At 63.2% G+C, this 15,143-nt stretch carries 18 protein-coding genes; 9 read left to right on the top strand and 9 right to left on the bottom strand.

What is annotated here, in order from left to right:
* Nucleotides 1-155: 155 nt before the first annotated feature.
* Nucleotides 156-626, bottom strand: coding sequence for a lytic transglycosylase domain-containing protein (locus RO009_00215; protein ID MDT3683452.1), 471 nt, complete (start codon nucleotides 624-626; stop codon nucleotides 156-158).
* Nucleotides 627-1,746: 1,120 nt separating this feature from the next.
* On the opposite strand from RO009_00215, the gene RO009_00220 reads away from it, so the two are divergent.
* Together RO009_00220 and RO009_00225 are read left to right on the top strand one after the other, a co-directional pair.
* The gene (locus RO009_00220) at nucleotides 1,747-2,064 is read left to right on the top strand and encodes a hypothetical protein (protein MDT3683453.1); all 318 of its coding nucleotides are present in this window, start codon (nucleotides 1,747-1,749) and stop codon (nucleotides 2,062-2,064) included.
* Nucleotides 2,065-2,416: 352 nt separating this feature from the next.
* Entirely contained in the window at nucleotides 2,417-2,611 is a 195-nt protein-coding gene (locus tag RO009_00225; GenBank protein ID MDT3683454.1) for a hypothetical protein, read from the top strand.
* 84 nt (nucleotides 2,612-2,695) lie between these two features.
* Here the strand turns inward: RO009_00225 and RO009_00230 are convergent, their stop codons facing one another.
* From RO009_00230 to RO009_00240, 3 genes are all read right to left on the bottom strand, one after another.
* Nucleotides 2,696-3,592, bottom strand: coding sequence for a carbon-nitrogen hydrolase family protein (locus RO009_00230; GenBank protein MDT3683455.1), 897 nt, complete (start codon nucleotides 3,590-3,592; stop codon nucleotides 2,696-2,698).
* A complete protein-coding gene (locus RO009_00235) occupies nucleotides 3,592-4,179 on the bottom strand; it encodes a GNAT family N-acetyltransferase (GenBank protein MDT3683456.1) in 588 nt (195 codons plus the stop codon). Before RO009_00235 ends, RO009_00230 begins: the two co-directional genes overlap by 1 nt.
* Before the next feature lie 87 nt (nucleotides 4,180-4,266).
* Nucleotides 4,267-5,022 carry a GntR family transcriptional regulator gene (locus tag RO009_00240; protein ID MDT3683457.1) on the bottom strand — a complete coding sequence of 252 codons (756 nt, stop codon included), beginning with the start codon at nucleotides 5,020-5,022 and terminating at the stop codon, nucleotides 4,267-4,269.
* A gap of 107 nt (nucleotides 5,023-5,129) precedes the next feature.
* On the opposite strand from RO009_00240, the gene RO009_00245 reads away from it, so the two are divergent.
* The 5 genes from RO009_00245 to greA all read left to right on the top strand — a co-directional run bounded on the left by RO009_00245 (nucleotide 5,130) and on the right by greA (nucleotide 9,108).
* Nucleotides 5,130-6,725, top strand: a complete 1,596-nt coding sequence (locus tag RO009_00245; GenBank protein MDT3683458.1) for a hypothetical protein — start codon at nucleotides 5,130-5,132, stop codon at nucleotides 6,723-6,725.
* Between the two features lie 82 nt (nucleotides 6,726-6,807).
* Nucleotides 6,808-7,791, top strand: coding sequence for a tripartite tricarboxylate transporter substrate binding protein (locus tag RO009_00250; protein MDT3683459.1), 984 nt, complete (start codon nucleotides 6,808-6,810; stop codon nucleotides 7,789-7,791).
* A 119-nt stretch (nucleotides 7,792-7,910) separates the two neighbouring features.
* Nucleotides 7,911-8,300, top strand: coding sequence for a hypothetical protein (locus tag RO009_00255; protein MDT3683460.1), 390 nt, complete (start codon nucleotides 7,911-7,913; stop codon nucleotides 8,298-8,300).
* Nucleotides 8,301-8,336: 36 nt separating this feature from the next.
* Nucleotides 8,337-8,531, top strand: a complete 195-nt coding sequence (locus RO009_00260; protein MDT3683461.1) for a hypothetical protein — start codon at nucleotides 8,337-8,339, stop codon at nucleotides 8,529-8,531.
* Between the two features lie 109 nt (nucleotides 8,532-8,640).
* Entirely contained in the window at nucleotides 8,641-9,108 is a 468-nt protein-coding gene (greA, locus tag RO009_00265; GenBank protein MDT3683462.1) for a transcription elongation factor GreA, read from the top strand.
* Between the two features lie 31 nt (nucleotides 9,109-9,139).
* Here the strand turns inward: greA and RO009_00270 are convergent, their stop codons facing one another.
* From RO009_00270 to RO009_00285, 4 genes are all read right to left on the bottom strand, one after another.
* The gene (locus tag RO009_00270; GenBank protein MDT3683463.1) at nucleotides 9,140-10,216 is read right to left on the bottom strand and encodes a flavodoxin family protein; all 1,077 of its coding nucleotides are present in this window, start codon (nucleotides 10,214-10,216) and stop codon (nucleotides 9,140-9,142) included.
* A gap of 88 nt (nucleotides 10,217-10,304) precedes the next feature.
* Nucleotides 10,305-10,916 carry a LysE family translocator gene (locus RO009_00275; GenBank protein ID MDT3683464.1) on the bottom strand — a complete coding sequence of 204 codons (612 nt, stop codon included), beginning with the start codon at nucleotides 10,914-10,916 and terminating at the stop codon, nucleotides 10,305-10,307.
* A 70-nt stretch (nucleotides 10,917-10,986) separates the two neighbouring features.
* Complete coding sequence (locus RO009_00280; GenBank protein MDT3683465.1) at nucleotides 10,987-11,280, bottom strand: HlyU family transcriptional regulator; 294 nt, start codon at nucleotides 11,278-11,280, stop codon at nucleotides 10,987-10,989.
* 63 nt (nucleotides 11,281-11,343) lie between these two features.
* The gene (locus RO009_00285; protein ID MDT3683466.1) at nucleotides 11,344-11,751 is read right to left on the bottom strand and encodes an acyl-CoA thioesterase; all 408 of its coding nucleotides are present in this window, start codon (nucleotides 11,749-11,751) and stop codon (nucleotides 11,344-11,346) included.
* 210 nt (nucleotides 11,752-11,961) lie between these two features.
* Here RO009_00285 and RO009_00290 point away from each other — a divergent pair, with 210 nt between their 5' ends.
* Nucleotides 11,962-12,429, top strand: coding sequence for a DUF6647 family protein (locus RO009_00290; GenBank protein ID MDT3683467.1), 468 nt, complete (start codon nucleotides 11,962-11,964; stop codon nucleotides 12,427-12,429).
* A gap of 314 nt (nucleotides 12,430-12,743) precedes the next feature.
* Here RO009_00290 and RO009_00295 read toward each other — a convergent pair whose 3' ends face one another.
* Nucleotides 12,744-13,541, bottom strand: coding sequence for a lytic murein transglycosylase (locus RO009_00295; GenBank protein MDT3683468.1), 798 nt, complete (start codon nucleotides 13,539-13,541; stop codon nucleotides 12,744-12,746).
* Between the two features lie 780 nt (nucleotides 13,542-14,321).
* Here RO009_00295 and RO009_00300 point away from each other — a divergent pair.
* Nucleotides 14,322-15,065, top strand: a complete 744-nt coding sequence (locus RO009_00300) for an SOS response-associated peptidase (protein ID MDT3683469.1) — start codon at nucleotides 14,322-14,324, stop codon at nucleotides 15,063-15,065.
* Nucleotides 15,066-15,143: the final 78 nt, after the last annotated feature.

The raw sequence follows: 15,143 nt of genomic DNA on the forward strand, positions 1-15,143 counted from the left end.
CGCACACGGTGTTCACCCGAAAAAGCCGGCCCTGCCGCACCGCAGCACAAGCGGGGGCAGAGCCGGCTCGAAAGAGCGCCTGGGAGGTGCGCTCATAGACAGCGACAGCGCGCGAGCGGCGGGCCGCCCGTGCGGGGCATTGGGGAACAGAGCAGTTACTGGATCGCATCCTCGCGGGCGGTGGTGACACGAGCGGCCGCGGACATTTCTGTGCGGCGGCTGCCCCGGGCAGACCTTGCTGCGGAGGCCGGCGCGCCAGCCAGCGCATAGGAGGCGCGTGCGGTCGGCGTCACACTGCCCGGCGCTTCATAAGGCGAGAAGCCCTGCGCCTTGGCCGTGTAGTAATAGCCGCGCGCATAATTCGCGACCGAGCGGTCGTGATTGCCGCCGGCCGCGCGATAGGCGCCGGCAAGATATTTCACCGCATAGGTCATGTTGGTGTTGGGGTCGAGCAGACCCGCGGCATCGCCGCGATAGCCCATCGCGCGCGCGGTGCCGAGGCGGATCTGCATCATGCCGTAGTTGCCCTTCGACACGGCGCGCGGATTGTAGCGGCTCTCGCGCATAATCACGCGATGCACGAGTTCCACCGGCAGTCCGTTTGCGGCAGCGTGCTGCGCGACCAGCGACTGATAGGCTGCGCCTTCCTGCGCGCGTGCGGCGCGGCGCGCCGCCCTGCCGGCGACGCCAACAGTGCCGGCATCAGGTGTCGCAAAAATCGGAACACCGAAACTCGGCGTGCCGTCATTAAGCCGTTGCGCCTTCACGTCGGTGTTTTGCGGCGCAAGAAAGATGGTCGAGAGCGCGAGCGCGCAAACAGCAAGCCCGGACGACGCGAAGAATGATGCGGTGATGCGAATTGCGGTGCCACGAATCATGACCGGCCCCTTCCATTTTTTTCAGAATGAGCGGCTTGTCGTGGCGGAATGGGGCGATGATGCGACGAGAATGTGGACGATCATCACGCTTTGTTTCGCGATATATCTCAAAAGTTCCAAGTGGTGTCTTTGTATTCGCTGACCGCATGGAGAGCGATGGATTTACCGTTAATCGCGCATGGCAATACATTCATAAGTGTGAATACGTCTTGCCAAGCAGAACCTGCGTCGCACGTCATCGTCTCGGTGCGATGTTCCCACCGCCGGACTGTCCATAGGCGCGCGCATCCCGGCCAAGCCGACATGCGCGTGAGGGGACGGCGTGCCGAAAGACGCAGGCCAGTCCTGGATACGCTGCGTTTCTTTGCGAAACGCAGCCGCCTCTCGGCGCACCGGCGCAGACAAGTTTACGCAATCTGCGCAAGCTTGATTGCGATGGCGTTCTGAAGGCAGGCGCTGGGTCTTGATCCCTCCAACCGCGGGCCGCGCGTATGTGCGCAAGGCATTTGCGCCTGGCGTCGCTACAGCGAGCTCCTCGCACACCGGTCGTGGTGCCGGCAGGGCGAGGCCCCGGAGCCACCCGGGGGAGTCCGGCTGACGGGCCGGACTCCCGGGCGCCGCACCCTGCCACCAACAAGCGTCGCCGGTTGACACCCTCGTCGAGCAGGACCGGAATAGGTATATTATCTTTTAGGAATTAAGTCAACAGGCCCGCGATTTTTTTGCGACCCAGGCAGACCACCCCTGTCCAACCCACCACTCTGGATAGGTCGCGCAGTCGCGGACTAGGGGTCTGTCTCCTTTCGCTCCGGCGCCCGAGTCGGAGTAAGCTGCCATGCCGGTCCGACCTGCCCTGGAGTACCCGCCCATGTCCGACGAGAAGACAGTCCGCCGCATCCTGCACTTCAAGTTCACCCTGCCCTCGGCCGACACCGCACAGCTTTTTTCGCTGATGAAGAACGCCGCGCCCTACAACACCATCTTCGGCGAGATGCGCGTACGCTTCCTGCAGAATGCGGACGACCCGGCGAAGATCATCCAGATCGTGGAATACGAGGCGCCGGAATCGATCGAGGCGAACCGGCAATCGATGGCCTCCGACCCGCGTGTGCAGGCTTACTTGCAAGTCTGGCGCGCCATGGTGCCGAACGTGGAAGTGGACGTGTACCGGGAGATCGAGGGATGAGGAGCTGAAAGAGATAGCGCTGTCTGAAAAAATTGGAAAAGCGATCAAGGTCGGCGAGCGCGTCCGCCGACCATTCGACTCTCTTTGATCACGCCACGGCCTGAACTCGGGCGTTCCCAGGCCTGAAGCCAACGCTGCACGTCTTGCTACCATACGATTGGACCCCAACTTTGACTTGGCCCAGTGTCGATTAGTTCAGCAATGTCGCCGTTGTCGACGGCCAAGATGCGAGTCCGACCCAATCTGCGACAAGCTAACGCCGCGTTGGGTGAAGGATTGAAGATGAACCTCCCCGCCCCCTGCCGCGACCAATCCTCGAGACCCGCCGTCTTTTGCGTTCGAGGATCGTGCCGTGATGCCGCTCAAGGGTTATTTTATCTGGATGGGGCTTGTCCTCTGTGCCGTTCTGTATGGTGCGTCGTTCGCGCTCGGTACCCATGAGGTGAGGCCGAACGGCGTGCAGGACCTGCCGCTGGAGATCCAGAAAATCCGCGCCCAGCAGGCGAAGGCGAAGCTGTTGCCGGCAAAGATTGGTGGGGCGAGCTAGAACTCGTCATTGTCATCGCCCGCTTCATTCGTTCAGCGGACGACCCTCCCCACAAGGGCGAGGGCAAAAGGCGACACACGCGCACTACACCAGATTCACCTGCGTCACTTCCGGCAATTCGCCGGCGCCGGGCTGTTCCTTCCAGTGCAGGTGATTGAGCACCTGGCCGTCGCGGCGGACGTCCTTCACACGCCACAGATCGATATCGGCAAAGACAAAGCCCGGCTGGTTGAGAGCACCGGTCGCGATCACGCCGTCGTCGGGAAAGGAGCGGTCGGGCGGGCCGAAGACATTCGCCGCGCCGGCATTGGCATCTACCGCGGGCGACCAGTCCGCCGCACCCACCGTCGGCGACTGCACGACGAAGCACTGGTTCTCGAGCGCGCGCGCGGCGCAGGCGATGCGCACCCGATGATAGCCCGGCATGTCGTCAGTGCAGGACGGCACGAGGATCATTTCGGCGCCGGCTTCAACAAGCGCGCGCACCAGCAGCGGAAATTCCGCGTCGTAGCAGATGGCGATGCCGATCTTGCCGAGTGAGGTGTCGAACACGTTCAGCCCTTCGCCCGACGAGATGGCCCATTCCTCCCGCTCAAAGCGGGTCATCACCCTTTTCTCCTGCGCGCCGACCTTTCCCGACGGCGCGAACAGGCGTGCGGTGTTGCGGAAGGTGCCGTCAGTCTGGCGCAAAGGCGCGCTGGCGGCGCAGATATAGACCTGGTGCTGGGTCGCGAGATTCTTGTGCAGATCGTGCACTGCGGGGAGAAAATCCTGCATCGCCTCGATCGAGCGTTTCAGATCGCTGGCGATGTCTGGACCCGCGACGCTTGCCAGCTCCATCGCACCATATTCGGGAAACACGATCAGCCGCGCGCCCTTGCTCGCGGCGTCGGTCACCCAATGGGTGATCTTGATTTCGTAGTCGGCAAAGGCACGGAAGCGATCGATGGGATATTGCGCGGCGGCAACCCTGAACGGCATTACAGTGCCTTCAGCCAGAACTGCATCGGCTTCTCGGTTTCGGCCGTGTCGCCGATATCCTTCCAGGACAACCGCGCCATCAATCCGGGCACCTTGCTGTAGCCGCGCTTCTGCCAGAAGGAATCGAGCGGCTGATAATCCTTCGGCCGCGCCGGATGATCGGGCGGGCGAACCACCGCGCAGAAGACGGAGAATTTGTAACCCTTCGCGCGCGCATGTTTCTCGCGTTCTCCGAAGAAGATATTGCCGATGCCCTGTCCGCGATAGCGCGGCAGCAGCACCGACTCGCCGCAATAGAAAATCTCGTCGATATTATAGTTGGCTTTTGCGAAAGGCTCCTGCAGCGGTCCGTGATGCGCGGACAAAGCCGAGCCGGTTGCGCAGCCGACCATCTCGCCATTGTCTTTCGCCGCGATAATGATGCCGTCCTTGCTGCGGGCGAACAGGCGCAGATAACCCTGCTCGTAATCGGCGGTGCCCTCATAAAGATAGGGATAATCACGGAACACCGTGGTGCGTAACCGCGCGAGATCGTCGAGCACGGCATGCAGGGCGGAGCCAGTGAGCGAAACAACACAAAGAGCCATGCCAAAATATGACCGCCGGCCCGGACGCGGACAACCCGCCGTCCTGCATGCCAATGCTGCAGAAAACGCCGCGTCCGGTGCGCCGCGTCAAGCCCGGATCAGCGCCACGCCCGGCGTTTCCACCACCATCACCCGCATCTGGATGTCAGGGAAATTGCGGCGCTTGTTCTCGCCGCTGCGATAGGCGTGCTCCCGCACCAGGGCGGCGGCGCGGGTCGATTGCCTTGCCACGATGGCCTTCAGAATCCGGGCATGGTCCTCATGCGTCGCGTCAAGCTGGCGGCGGCTCAATTCCGGCCGCGCCACGTTGAACATAATGTCGCGCGGCGAGGCCAGCGGCACGAGGTTCACCTTGGCATAGGCCGACCAGAGCGGCCGCATGCCACAGGCGTTCACCAGCGCATCATGGAAGTCGACGTTCATCTGGCACCAGTCACGCCGCTGCGGCGCCTCGAACGGCGCGTTCTTGAGCAGAATTTCGGCGCGGCCGATGCAGGCTTCCATGCGGGCGCGGTGATCGGGAGCAAGTCCGCGCTCGGCGACGAGGCGGGCGGCGATCGCCTCCACCTCGCCGCGCACCTCAATCGCTTCCACAACTTCGTCAAGCGAGAAGCTTTTGACGCGAAAGCCGCGGCGCGGCAGCCGCACAAGAAGCCCGTCCTGTTCCAGCACCGCCATGGCAAGGCGCGCCGGGGTGCGGGAGACGCCCAGCAATTCGGCGACGCGGGTTTCCGGCAGCTTCTCGTCGAGCGGAAAGGTGCCGGCCAGCACCAAGCCGCGCAACGCCTCGGTCGCGCGTTCGAGCTGGGTGTCGGTCGCGCTATCTGCATCTATCAATTGCATGCTGTTTGCGGAAATTTCTGCGTTGGAGCTCGACATAGATTTGACTTTTGTCATTTTTTGCATGCAAATTCTTGTCTGGGCAAAAACTGCATGCAGGGACCATAAACATGCTTGAGGCGCCGCGCCACCCGGCCTTGCCAACCTCGTTTCCATGCCACGCAACGCCGCCGCTGATCGGTCACCGCAAGCCGCGCTGTCCGCCATACATCGAGGTGTCGAGCGTCGACCAGCTCATGCCTTATCTCGATGTGGTCGCGCGCCGTCCCTATAACCAAGGGCTGCACGCCTGCTGGAATCTCAGGCACGGTGAACGCATCCAGCTGCGCGTCGACAATTGGCACGATCCGCTAGTGATCGAGGCTTGCAAGCGCATCCTCGAGAAGTACGGCTGCAAATACGAAATCCTCCACATCGAAAAAGGCCCGGTGCCGCAATGGAAGGGCGCCGACGAGGTCGACTACTATCTGTACCGCACCAAGGAACTGGCGGAGTGGATGGACACCTGGGACGTGATGTCCAAGGAAGGCAAATTCGACAAGCTGTTGTGGGGATACGGCGGGCCGGTGCTGGTCGACACCCACATGAAGATCCAGCGCATGCCGTTCATCACGCCGGAGATTCTGGCCTCGCCCGCCTTCCTGATGCCCTACGAACTCCTGGAGGCCATCGACAAGTGGACCTGGAACCGTGTGCGGACCGCCAACCGCGTGCGCATCGTCGATCCGGAAGGCACCGACATCGAATACACCAATCACGACGGCTATTACGACCGAAACCGCGAGTTCTATAACGCAGACCTCGTGCACGACACCTGGACCGGGAATGAAGGTTTCGGCCGCACCTATCTGCCGGGCCACGTAATGGGCAGGCCCTGGATCTTTCTGCCGGGCAAGGAAGACGGCAACGGCGTCATCGCCGGCACCACCAATCACATCGCACCGGTCGATTGGACGCAGCTCGTTGTGGAGAACAGCAAGATCGTCGAGATCAATGCCGGCGGTGAATTCGGCGACCGCCTGCGCAAGTTGAAGGCGGACACCGACCATCTCTCCTATCCGGGCTTCCCCGGCAAGGGTCTGTTCTACTGGTGGGAAGCCTCTATCGGCACCAATCCGCACATCCACCGCCCGCGCAAAGGCTTCCCCTCCGGCTGGATCAACTGCCTCTACGAGCGTGTGCGGTCCGGTGTGATCCACATCGGCTTCGGCACTATCATCTCCAGCATGAATGAGCGGCGTGCGGCGAAAGCCGGCCTGCCGGTCGGTCATTGGCATCTGCATCTGTACTTCCCAACCGTGACGCTCCAGCGCGGCGGCGACAACGAGACACTGATCGAGGATGGGCGTTTGCTCGCGCTTGACGATCCGGAAATCCGCAGAATGGCGGAGAAACACGGCGGCGCCGATCTGTGGCTGAAGGAGAGCTGGATCCCGGCAGTGCCAGGCCTCAACGTGAAGGGCGATTACTGGGATCATTATGCCAAAGACCCTTTGAAATGGGTCCGCTCCGAACTCGACATCTGCCAGAACTGGCACCACCTGTTCATGCCCATGGTCGGCGGGGATCCGACCGCGTGCCACGACAAATACGGTGTATGGGGCGGCGGTGCGGGCGCGCACGCCGTGGCGGCCGGCAAAAATCCCGTGGCCGATGCGTCTGGTCATGTTCACAGCGCCGATGGAAGCTGTTGTCACGGCCATTGACTTTTTTCAGCCGCTCAGGCGCCCGCCAGAAGGCGCCAGTCAAAAAAAATAACACACTGAGGAAACGCTAGAGGGACCACACATGTCATGGGCACATCTGCGCGTGATCGCGCGCGCTTCGCTATTCGCGCTATTCGCAATCCTTGCCGGATCAAACCCGGCCGCCGCCTATCCCGACCGTCCGATCAAGGTGGTGGTGCCCTTCCCGGCGGGCGGCGGCGGCGACATTCTCGCCCGCACCGTGCTTAACAAGATCGCCGAACAGCAGGGTTGGACGATCGTGATCGAAAACCGCCCCGGTGCCGGCGGCAATATCGGCGTTGAATCGGTCGCGCGCGCAGAGCCCGACGGCTACACTCTCTCCTACGGCACCAACGGCACGCATGCGATCAATCAGACGCTCTATGCGAAGCCGGGCTTCAACGCGGTGAAGGATTTCGCGCCGGTCGGCCGCTTCACCCAGATCGGGCTGGTGCTGGCCGTGCATCCCTCACTGCCGGCCAAATCCCTCAGCGAGCTGACCGCCTATCTCAAGGCCAATCCCGGCAAGGTGAATTACGCAACCGCGGGCAACGGCACGACCTCGCATCTCGCGGGCGCCCTGTTCAAGAACACGACTGGCGCCGATTTCGTCATCGTGCCCTATCGCGGCGGCGGCCCGGCGATGACCGATTTCATCGCCGGCACGGTGCAGATGATGATCGAGGTGATGCCGAGTGCGTTGCCGCAGGTGCAAGGCGGCAAGCTGCGCGGACTTGGCGTCACCACCGAGAAGCGCTGGCCGCTGGCGAAGGACATTCCGACCATGGGCGAAGCCGGCCTGAAGGATTTTGTCATCACCGCCTGGGACGGCATGTTCGCACCGGCCGGCACGCCGAAGCCGGTCATCGACACGCTCAACGCCGCCGTGCGCAAGGCCTTGTCCGATCCGGCAACGCAGGAGGCTCTGCTGAAACGCGGCGCGGAAGTGGTGCCGGGATCGCCGGAAGAGTTCGGCAAGTTTGTCAGCGCCGAGGTCGCGCGCTGGGGCAAGCTGGTGAAAGAATCCGGCGCGAAGGTGGATTGAGGCCGGCATTGTCATCGCCCGCGACCCGCCTTCGCCAAGGCTTTGACGGGTCGCGGTGCATGACAGTTGAGTGTAGTCACGACGCCTGCCTGTTCCGATCCCCTAGATTGCAATAGCTAGTGACGGCGATCGCCGTCGCGCATGTCAGGAAAGCCCAGCTGACAGCCTTGCCGTTTGAACATTCCGCGGCGCCGCGCGACAATGGTCGCATGATCACTGACATTACGGGCGCAACGGCCTCGCGGCCGGTCTGCGCCTTTCCGGACCGGCATTACGCACTGGTCCTGCGCGAAGGCGCGAGCCGCTTCTACTGGAAGCTCGACAATGAAGGCGTCACGATTTCCGGCGACCTGCTGCGCTGGGAGCATGACGGTGCAACGCGCGAGCGACACTTCCGCGAAATCGCGTCCGTACATCTGCAATTGGGCCATGCACAAGAGCGGCGACATCGGCACGTGCCAGATCATGTTCCGCGACCGTCGGCGCTCGGCCACAATGACATCCGCTAGAAGGCAGGCAATTCAGAGAACCGCCATCTTATTGGCATGGCCGTTCTGGCGATCGCCGCGCTGTTCTTTGTCGGCGTTCCGCTGGCGCTCTTTATCTATGTGCGCTCATGGGAAGTGTTCGGCGTTCTTGGCGCGGGCGTGGCGCTCGTCTGGCCGGTTGCACGCGTGCTGCAGCGCAATTCGCCGCGCGACTATTCACCGTCGCACGTGCCGGACGATCTGTTGCCGTGAGCGCCAGCCCGGCTCTCCCTCAGACGGTTGAGCAAACCAAATTTTCATTTAGATATCAGCAGCTTAACGCCCCTATGCAACGGCTGGCGCCCTCCCCATATATTTGTGCATGAGCCGTGCCTTCGTCAAAGAAGCGGAAGATGGCGACACCTTCGATGATCTCGGGGATCGCCCCATTTCGCCTTACCCCAACGACGTCACGCCCGAGGGGCTTGTCCTGATCGAGGAAGCGCTGGAACGCGCGCGCCGTGAGCACGCCGAAGCGCAAGCCAAGAACGACCGCCGGGCTCTCGCCGAGACGGCGCGCGACCTGCGCTACTGGAATGCGCGGCGCGCCAGCGCCCAGGTGATCCCGCCGCCGGTCGACAGGACGCATGTGCATTTCGGCTCGACCGTGACGCTCATGCGCGAGGATGGCCGCAAGGAAACCTACCGGATCGTGGGAGAAGACGAAGCCGACATCGCCAAGGGCAAGCTCTCGCACGCCGCTCCCCTCGCCCGCGCGCTGTTCGGCAAGAAGGTCGCCGAAACGGCGACCTACGGCAACAATGAAGTCGAGATTCTTGAAATCTCCTGACCTGACGTCGAGACAAACTCGCAGTGACGAATTATTTGGGGCGCGGATCTTTCAGCGCAGAGCCGGGTACCGGAAACCGTCCGGCGCGCTGCAGCGTCACGGCTTCGACGAGTGTGCGCGCGGCGTTGCGGACTTCGTCCTGAAGATGGCGATCATCGTCTAGCGCCTGATGCGACGTGGCATAAGGCTCGAAATAACCGACATAGCGCGCCAACCCCGCTTTCGGACCAGCGGCAATCAATCCCATATCCGTCATCCAGTCCGCGAGCATGTGCTGCAGGTTCTCAACGCCTGCCGCGTCGCCATGCACCACCACCGAAAACAGACGGCCGGCGAGATGACGCGGATAGGGCCAGCCAGCGAGTTCGAGGGCCTTCGCCTCCTCCGGCGTCTTGCCGTGTGTCGATGACGGATCAGGATTGCCGCCATCGGCGCAGACCAGGCGATCCATCATCGCCTTCAATCCTGTCGGCGCCTGATACCAGTTGACCGGCGCGACGATCATCACGCCATGCGCGCCGACCCAGAGCGGATAAATCTCGTTCATCCAGTCATCGACCTGACCGAGCGCATAATTGGGATAGCAGCTGCACGGCCAATGACAGAGCGCCATGGAGGTGGCGACGCAGGATTTGCAGGGATGAATCTGCCGGCCGAATTCCGACGCCAGCCGGCTGAGATCGAGCAGTTCAACGTCGAGCGATGCCGCGGCAAAAATCTCCTGCGCCATTTTCACCAAGCGCCAGGACTTGGACATTTCACCCGGACAGGTCTGGTCGCTGCGCGATGAGCCGTTGATCAGCAGGATACGCGGCACCCGCGCTGCATCCTCGTGACGCGATTGCGCCGCGAGGATGGCCTCGCGTGCCGACAGCCAGTCGTGCGAGAGGTCATAATCGGGATCGGCAAAGCCGGCGCCGGCTCTGCGTGTGCGCGGTGACTTGCGATAGTTGATATAGCCGTCCCATGCAGCCGCGGCGATCGCGTTCAGCTCGGCCTGCACATTGTCGAAAGCCGGATCGGCGTAGCGCGACAAGAACCGCCGCTCGAATTCCTCGCGCGACAATTCAACGCTCGGCATGCCTTTGCGGACATCTACGGGCGGCACGGACGTTCAGCCTTTGCCGGCAGAAAATGAAAACGGCACGCGAGACAACGCGCCGCGCCCCAGCCGGTTCCCGCTCCGATGAGCGAGCCTAGCGATCCGTAAAAGCCAGCCGCGCGCCGAGCGCGGCGAAGGCGGCCGCGAATGTCCGGCGCAGCCATGTCATCACCCGCGGGCGGGTGATGACATGCTCGCGTACCGACGCCGCGAGCAGACCGTATACGGCAAAAACCGCGAATGTCATCAGCATGAAGACCGCGCTGAGCAGCAGCATGCTCCGGACCGGCGCCGGATCGCCCGCCAAAATGAATTGCGGCAGGAAGGCGAGGAAGAAAATGGACAGCTTGGGATTGAGGATGTTGATCAGAATGCCGGTGACGATGACGTCCCGAGCCGAACGCGCATCGACATGGCTCTCGACCTTCAGCGCGCCATGCTGACGGAGGGTCTGCCAGGCCATGTAAAGCAGATAAGCGACGCCGAGATATTTGACGGTCTGGAAGAGGAGCGCGCTGGTGTGCAGGATCGCCGCGAGCCCGAGCAACGCCGCCGCGATATGCGGAACGATACCGAGCGTCGAGGCGAAGGCCGCGAGAACGCCGGCGCGTCCGCCGCGCGAGAGCGCCGCCGCCAGTGTGTAGAGCACGCCGGTTCCGGGCGACGCCACGACGATCAGCGACGTCAGCAAGAATTCGGGACTCATCCTCTGTGCTCCTGAATGCAAATTGCGGCGATCCGGAAATGCCGACGATATCGGACGAGACCCACCCGATCTAGGATGACTGATCGAAGATCCGCTCGCCAACCTGATCGACGATCTGGCGCGCTTTCCGCAGCGTGAACTCGACCGCGTCATCAAAGGAAGCGTGCCGGTCGGCACGGATGAAGCGATGTTCCTTGCGCTGGCCATCGATCTCTTTCTCGATCAGGCCCGCGGTCTGATATTGCCCCTCGCTCTGGAACGGCGCAGCCCGAATGACGAAGCCCTTATACGCGACCGGCTCACCCAGCTTTTCCGCCGGAGAAGAGGTCGCGCCGAGACCGAACAGGGATTTGAGAAACGACATGGCACCTGCCTCACGCGATCGGACTATATCATGACGGCGGAGCGTGCGCGATTGCTCCGGCGATCAGTCATATTCCGGCGGAATCGGCCGCGGCTTTCCGTCCTTGTCAATGGCGACGAAGGTGAAGGTGGCGTCGGTGACCTTCTCCTCATGATGGGTCTCGAAACGGCGCGCCCAGGCCTCGACATGGATCTTCATCGAGGTGCGGCCGACGCTTTCAATCTCGGTATAGACTTCCAGCACGTCGCCGACCCGCACCGGGCGGATGAAGGTCATGGCGTCGAGCGCGATGGTGACCACGCGTCCGCGCGCCCGCTCCACCCCGGCGATGCCGCCGGCCTGGTCCATGCGCGAGAGCACCCAGCCGCCGAAAATATCGCCATTGGCATTGGTGTCCGCCGGCATGGCGCTGATGCGCACCGTGAGATTGCCGCGTGGTGAGCCATCGGTGGTTGTCGTCTGCTGCGCCATTCCCGTCCCCGAAGAATCCCGGAACCCTTCATGGCGGCTCGCCGGATTTCCCGCAAGATGCAGCGCAGCGGAGCCAAAACAGCGGGATATGACAGCGGGATATGACAGCGGGCGGATGTGACATGGCTCACAGTCAACACGTCGCAGGAGGGGCAGCATCGACATTGCGGGGAACCGGGCAAGACGAAACCTACTGAAGGAGTGCCCGCCATGACCGCGTTGCTCGCAGCTATCGTAATGTGGCTCTCGGCGAATTTCGATCTCCCGGCGACGCAGGACTATCCGAGGATCGAGCTCATCGCCGCATCGGAAATCACGTTCCTGCGCTACCAGGCCTTCACGCCGGAACGGCGACGCGAGGTTGCGGCAGCGCTGGGCAATGCAGCCGAGGACAGCAAGCGCCGCGCCGTTGTCTCCGTCTACGACGACAGGGCGAGAACCATCTATCTTCCCGCCGGCTGGACCGGCGACACGCCGGCCGATCTGTCGGTGCTGGTGCATGAGATGGTGCATCACATGCAGAATGTCGGCGATCTCCGCTACGAATGCGCCGGAGCCCGCGAGAAAATGGCGTATGAGGCGCAGGAGAAATGGCTCGGCCTGTCCGGACGCGATCTCGCCGGCGAATTCGACCTCGATCCGTTGACGCTGAAACTCTCGACCTCCTGCGGCTTCTAGACGTACGGGCGAGAGACCGGCACCTTTCCATGTCATCGCCCGTCCCCGTTCTCGTCGCCGCCCGCGCCTGATCCCGGTTGACCCGAGACCGGATCGTAAACTGCACAAGCCGGTCACAGCCGACATGTGACGGGCGATCGCATCAAACATAACTCACGCAGTCATTCACAAGTCGCGCGGTCATTGCCGATGCCCCGCTTTCGCGGGGCATGACATTGACAGGATCACCGCAATTGCCCGGCAATATATTGATGGTCATCACCTCGACCGCCCGGCGAAATATTGACAGGATCATCACCGCAACTGCTCGATCATCACCGCAACTGCTCGGAGAAATAATGCAGCGTGCGGCGATAGACTTCCGAGCGATTCCACTCGCGCATCACCTCAAAATTCTGCGTGCCCATGTTGAAGGGCTGGCCGGGCTGCCAGCCATTGGTCTTGAGGAGGTTCGCGGTCGAGGCCAGCACGTCCGGCACCGAGTGGCGCAGATCGACATGGCCGTTGCCGTCAAAATCGACCCCGTACTTGATGTAGGAGGACGGCAGGAATTGCGTCTGCCCGATCTCGCCGGCATAGGCGCCTTTCAGATCCGACAGCGGCAGGTCGCCGCGCTGCACGATCTGCAGCGCCGCAAGCAATTCGCGCTGGAACAGATCGGTGCGGCGGCAATCATGCGCCAGCGTCGCCAGCGTGCGCACCACCGGCAGCTTGCCCTGGTCGGCGCCGTTGTCGGTCTCCATGGTCCAGATCGCGACGATGAGTTCGCGCGGCACGCCGAAGCGCTGCTCGACGCGCGACAGCACCGCCGCGTGGCGCTGCATCATCGCGCGGGCGCGCTTGACGCGGGCGGCGCCGACGCGGGTCGCGGCATATTCCTCGAAGGTCTTGCGGAAGGTGCCGCGCTGGCGGCGGTCGAAGGCCATCACCGCGGGATCATGCGTGACCCCGCCGAGCGCCGACTGGATCACCTGGCCGGAAATGCCGGCGCTTTGCGCCTCGCGCGAGAACTCGGCGATGAAGGCGTTGAAATCGCCGCCGCATTTGGCGGCCTGCGCGGGCGCAACGACAACGAGCGTGGCGACCGCCGCCGCGAAAAATCTGAAAAGCATGAGAATCCTCGACTGGTCCCTGAGCCCGTTATCGCATGAGGATTGTGGCGGAAGAAGTGGCGGACTTTTCCCTCCCCCCTTGTGGGGAGGGTGGCGAGCGAAGCGAGCCGGGTGGGGGTCATGCGGTGAATCCCGGAAGAACCCCCACCCCGCTCGCCTTCGCTGACGCTCGGCGAGCGACCCTCCCCACAAGGGGGAGGGTAAAGACGCGCGGCAGCGCCCGGATTGTGCGAGGCGCCGGGTTCGCCTTCCGTCCAAAGTCCGTTGCCCCTGTCGTTCGTGTCGCATATCGGGCAGGCCCGATATGCGAGGGCGCGCGGAACGCCGGGCTCTCAGCCTGCCCGCGGCCTCGTGCAGCAAGCCGTTGTTGGCCACACGAGATTTTTTAGTCACCACGGAAAGCCGTGAACGTCGGCGTTCCGCGCGCGGTGTGTGAGGCTTGCTCCGCGACAACCCCGGAGGACAGACACCGTGGACCGGCATGGCCGGGCGGCTGGTCTTGGTATCCTCCGCTGGTGACCCACGGCCGGTGGGCCGGATCATCGCGGCTTGGGCCTCCGCGACGGTCGTGCGTCTCACGCCCTTTCGCGGCCACCGCACCCTGCCCCGCATCTCATGACGCTGATCAGACGCCCCTTGCGTGGGGCAGGATGGCAGGAGGATAGTCCTAGCTAGGAATAGAGTCAACCCCCCTTTCCGCGTCATCGCCGGGCTTGGCCCGACGATCCCCGCAAGACCGGCATTGCGTCCCCAAGCGGGATGCGCGGGTCAAGCCCGCGCATGACGATCACCGGCTTTGCTGCGGCCGTAATTGCGCCCTCCCCGCGCCCGCCCCACATATCGCCGATGTGCGGACGCATCACCCAGAAGCGAGGCGAATTGCCCGGCTTTGTCACCGTGCTCGGCGACGACCGCGACAACCGCATCAAGAACGCGGAGGCGCCGCCGCGCTATAACGGCGCGCCCAGCCAGGATTTCTGGATTCTCCGCCGCCATCCGAAGACGGGCGCGCACCAGCGCGACCGCATGGTCTGGGGCTTTCGCGAGCCCTGGATGGCGGAGCGCAACATGAAGCCGCAGATCAATGCGCGCGGCGAGGACATTGCCGGCAAGCGCATGTTCGCCAATGCCTATGCCAGGCGGCGCTGCCTCGTGCCGGTGGACAATTTCTTCGAATGGCGCTCGTCAGGCCCGCCGCCGAAAGTGCCCTATGCCGTCGCGATGGCGGACGGACAGCCCTTCGCGCTCGCCGGCATCTGGACCGCGCATCAGGACGCGGCCAGCGGCCTCTGGACGCGCAGCTTCGCCGTCGTCACCACGGCGGCGAACGAGATGATCGCGGACATCCACGACCGCATGCCGGTGATCATTGCGCGCAGCGACTATGACCGCTGGCTCGGCCCCGAGCCCGACCCGCACGACCTCATCCGGCCCTACCCGTGCGAGCTGATGGCGATGTGGCGCATCTCGCCGCGCGTGAATTCGCCGAAGAATGACGATGCGGGGATTTTGCAGGGGGTGTGATCCCTTAAGTCCTGTTGAAGAGCCCGGTTTGCGCGCGATGCGCATGTGCATCGCTATCCAGCCAAAAGCGGACTTGTT

Origin of the sequence: Pseudorhodoplanes sp., from assembly GCA_032027085.1 — a bacterium.
Taxonomy (GTDB): domain Bacteria; phylum Pseudomonadota; class Alphaproteobacteria; order Rhizobiales; family Xanthobacteraceae; genus Pseudorhodoplanes.

Excerpts from the sequence above, each read along its gene's own strand:
- RO009_00220 (MDT3683453.1), top strand. The coding sequence starts at position 1,747 with ATGTCCGACGAGAAGACAGTCCGCCGCATCCTGCACTTCAAGTTCACC.
- RO009_00230 (MDT3683455.1), bottom strand. The coding sequence starts at position 3,592 with ATGCCGTTCAGGGTTGCCGCCGCGCAATATCCCATCGATCGCTTCCGT.
- RO009_00235 (MDT3683456.1), bottom strand. The coding sequence starts at position 4,179 with ATGGCTCTTTGTGTTGTTTCGCTCACTGGCTCCGCCCTGCATGCCGTG.
- RO009_00240 (MDT3683457.1), bottom strand. The coding sequence starts at position 5,022 with ATGCAATTGATAGATGCAGATAGCGCGACCGACACCCAGCTCGAACGC.
- RO009_00245 (MDT3683458.1), top strand. The coding sequence starts at position 5,130 with ATGCTTGAGGCGCCGCGCCACCCGGCCTTGCCAACCTCGTTTCCATGC.
- RO009_00250 (MDT3683459.1), top strand. The coding sequence starts at position 6,808 with ATGTCATGGGCACATCTGCGCGTGATCGCGCGCGCTTCGCTATTCGCG.
- RO009_00260 (MDT3683461.1), top strand. The coding sequence starts at position 8,337 with ATGGCCGTTCTGGCGATCGCCGCGCTGTTCTTTGTCGGCGTTCCGCTG.
- greA (MDT3683462.1), top strand. The coding sequence starts at position 8,641 with ATGAGCCGTGCCTTCGTCAAAGAAGCGGAAGATGGCGACACCTTCGAT.
- RO009_00275 (MDT3683464.1), bottom strand. The coding sequence starts at position 10,916 with ATGAGTCCCGAATTCTTGCTGACGTCGCTGATCGTCGTGGCGTCGCCC.
- RO009_00280 (MDT3683465.1), bottom strand. The coding sequence starts at position 11,280 with ATGTCGTTTCTCAAATCCCTGTTCGGTCTCGGCGCGACCTCTTCTCCG.
- RO009_00285 (MDT3683466.1), bottom strand. The coding sequence starts at position 11,751 with ATGGCGCAGCAGACGACAACCACCGATGGCTCACCACGCGGCAATCTC.
- RO009_00290 (MDT3683467.1), top strand. The coding sequence starts at position 11,962 with ATGACCGCGTTGCTCGCAGCTATCGTAATGTGGCTCTCGGCGAATTTC.
- RO009_00295 (MDT3683468.1), bottom strand. The coding sequence starts at position 13,541 with ATGCTTTTCAGATTTTTCGCGGCGGCGGTCGCCACGCTCGTTGTCGTT.
- RO009_00300 (MDT3683469.1), top strand. The coding sequence starts at position 14,322 with ATGACGATCACCGGCTTTGCTGCGGCCGTAATTGCGCCCTCCCCGCGC.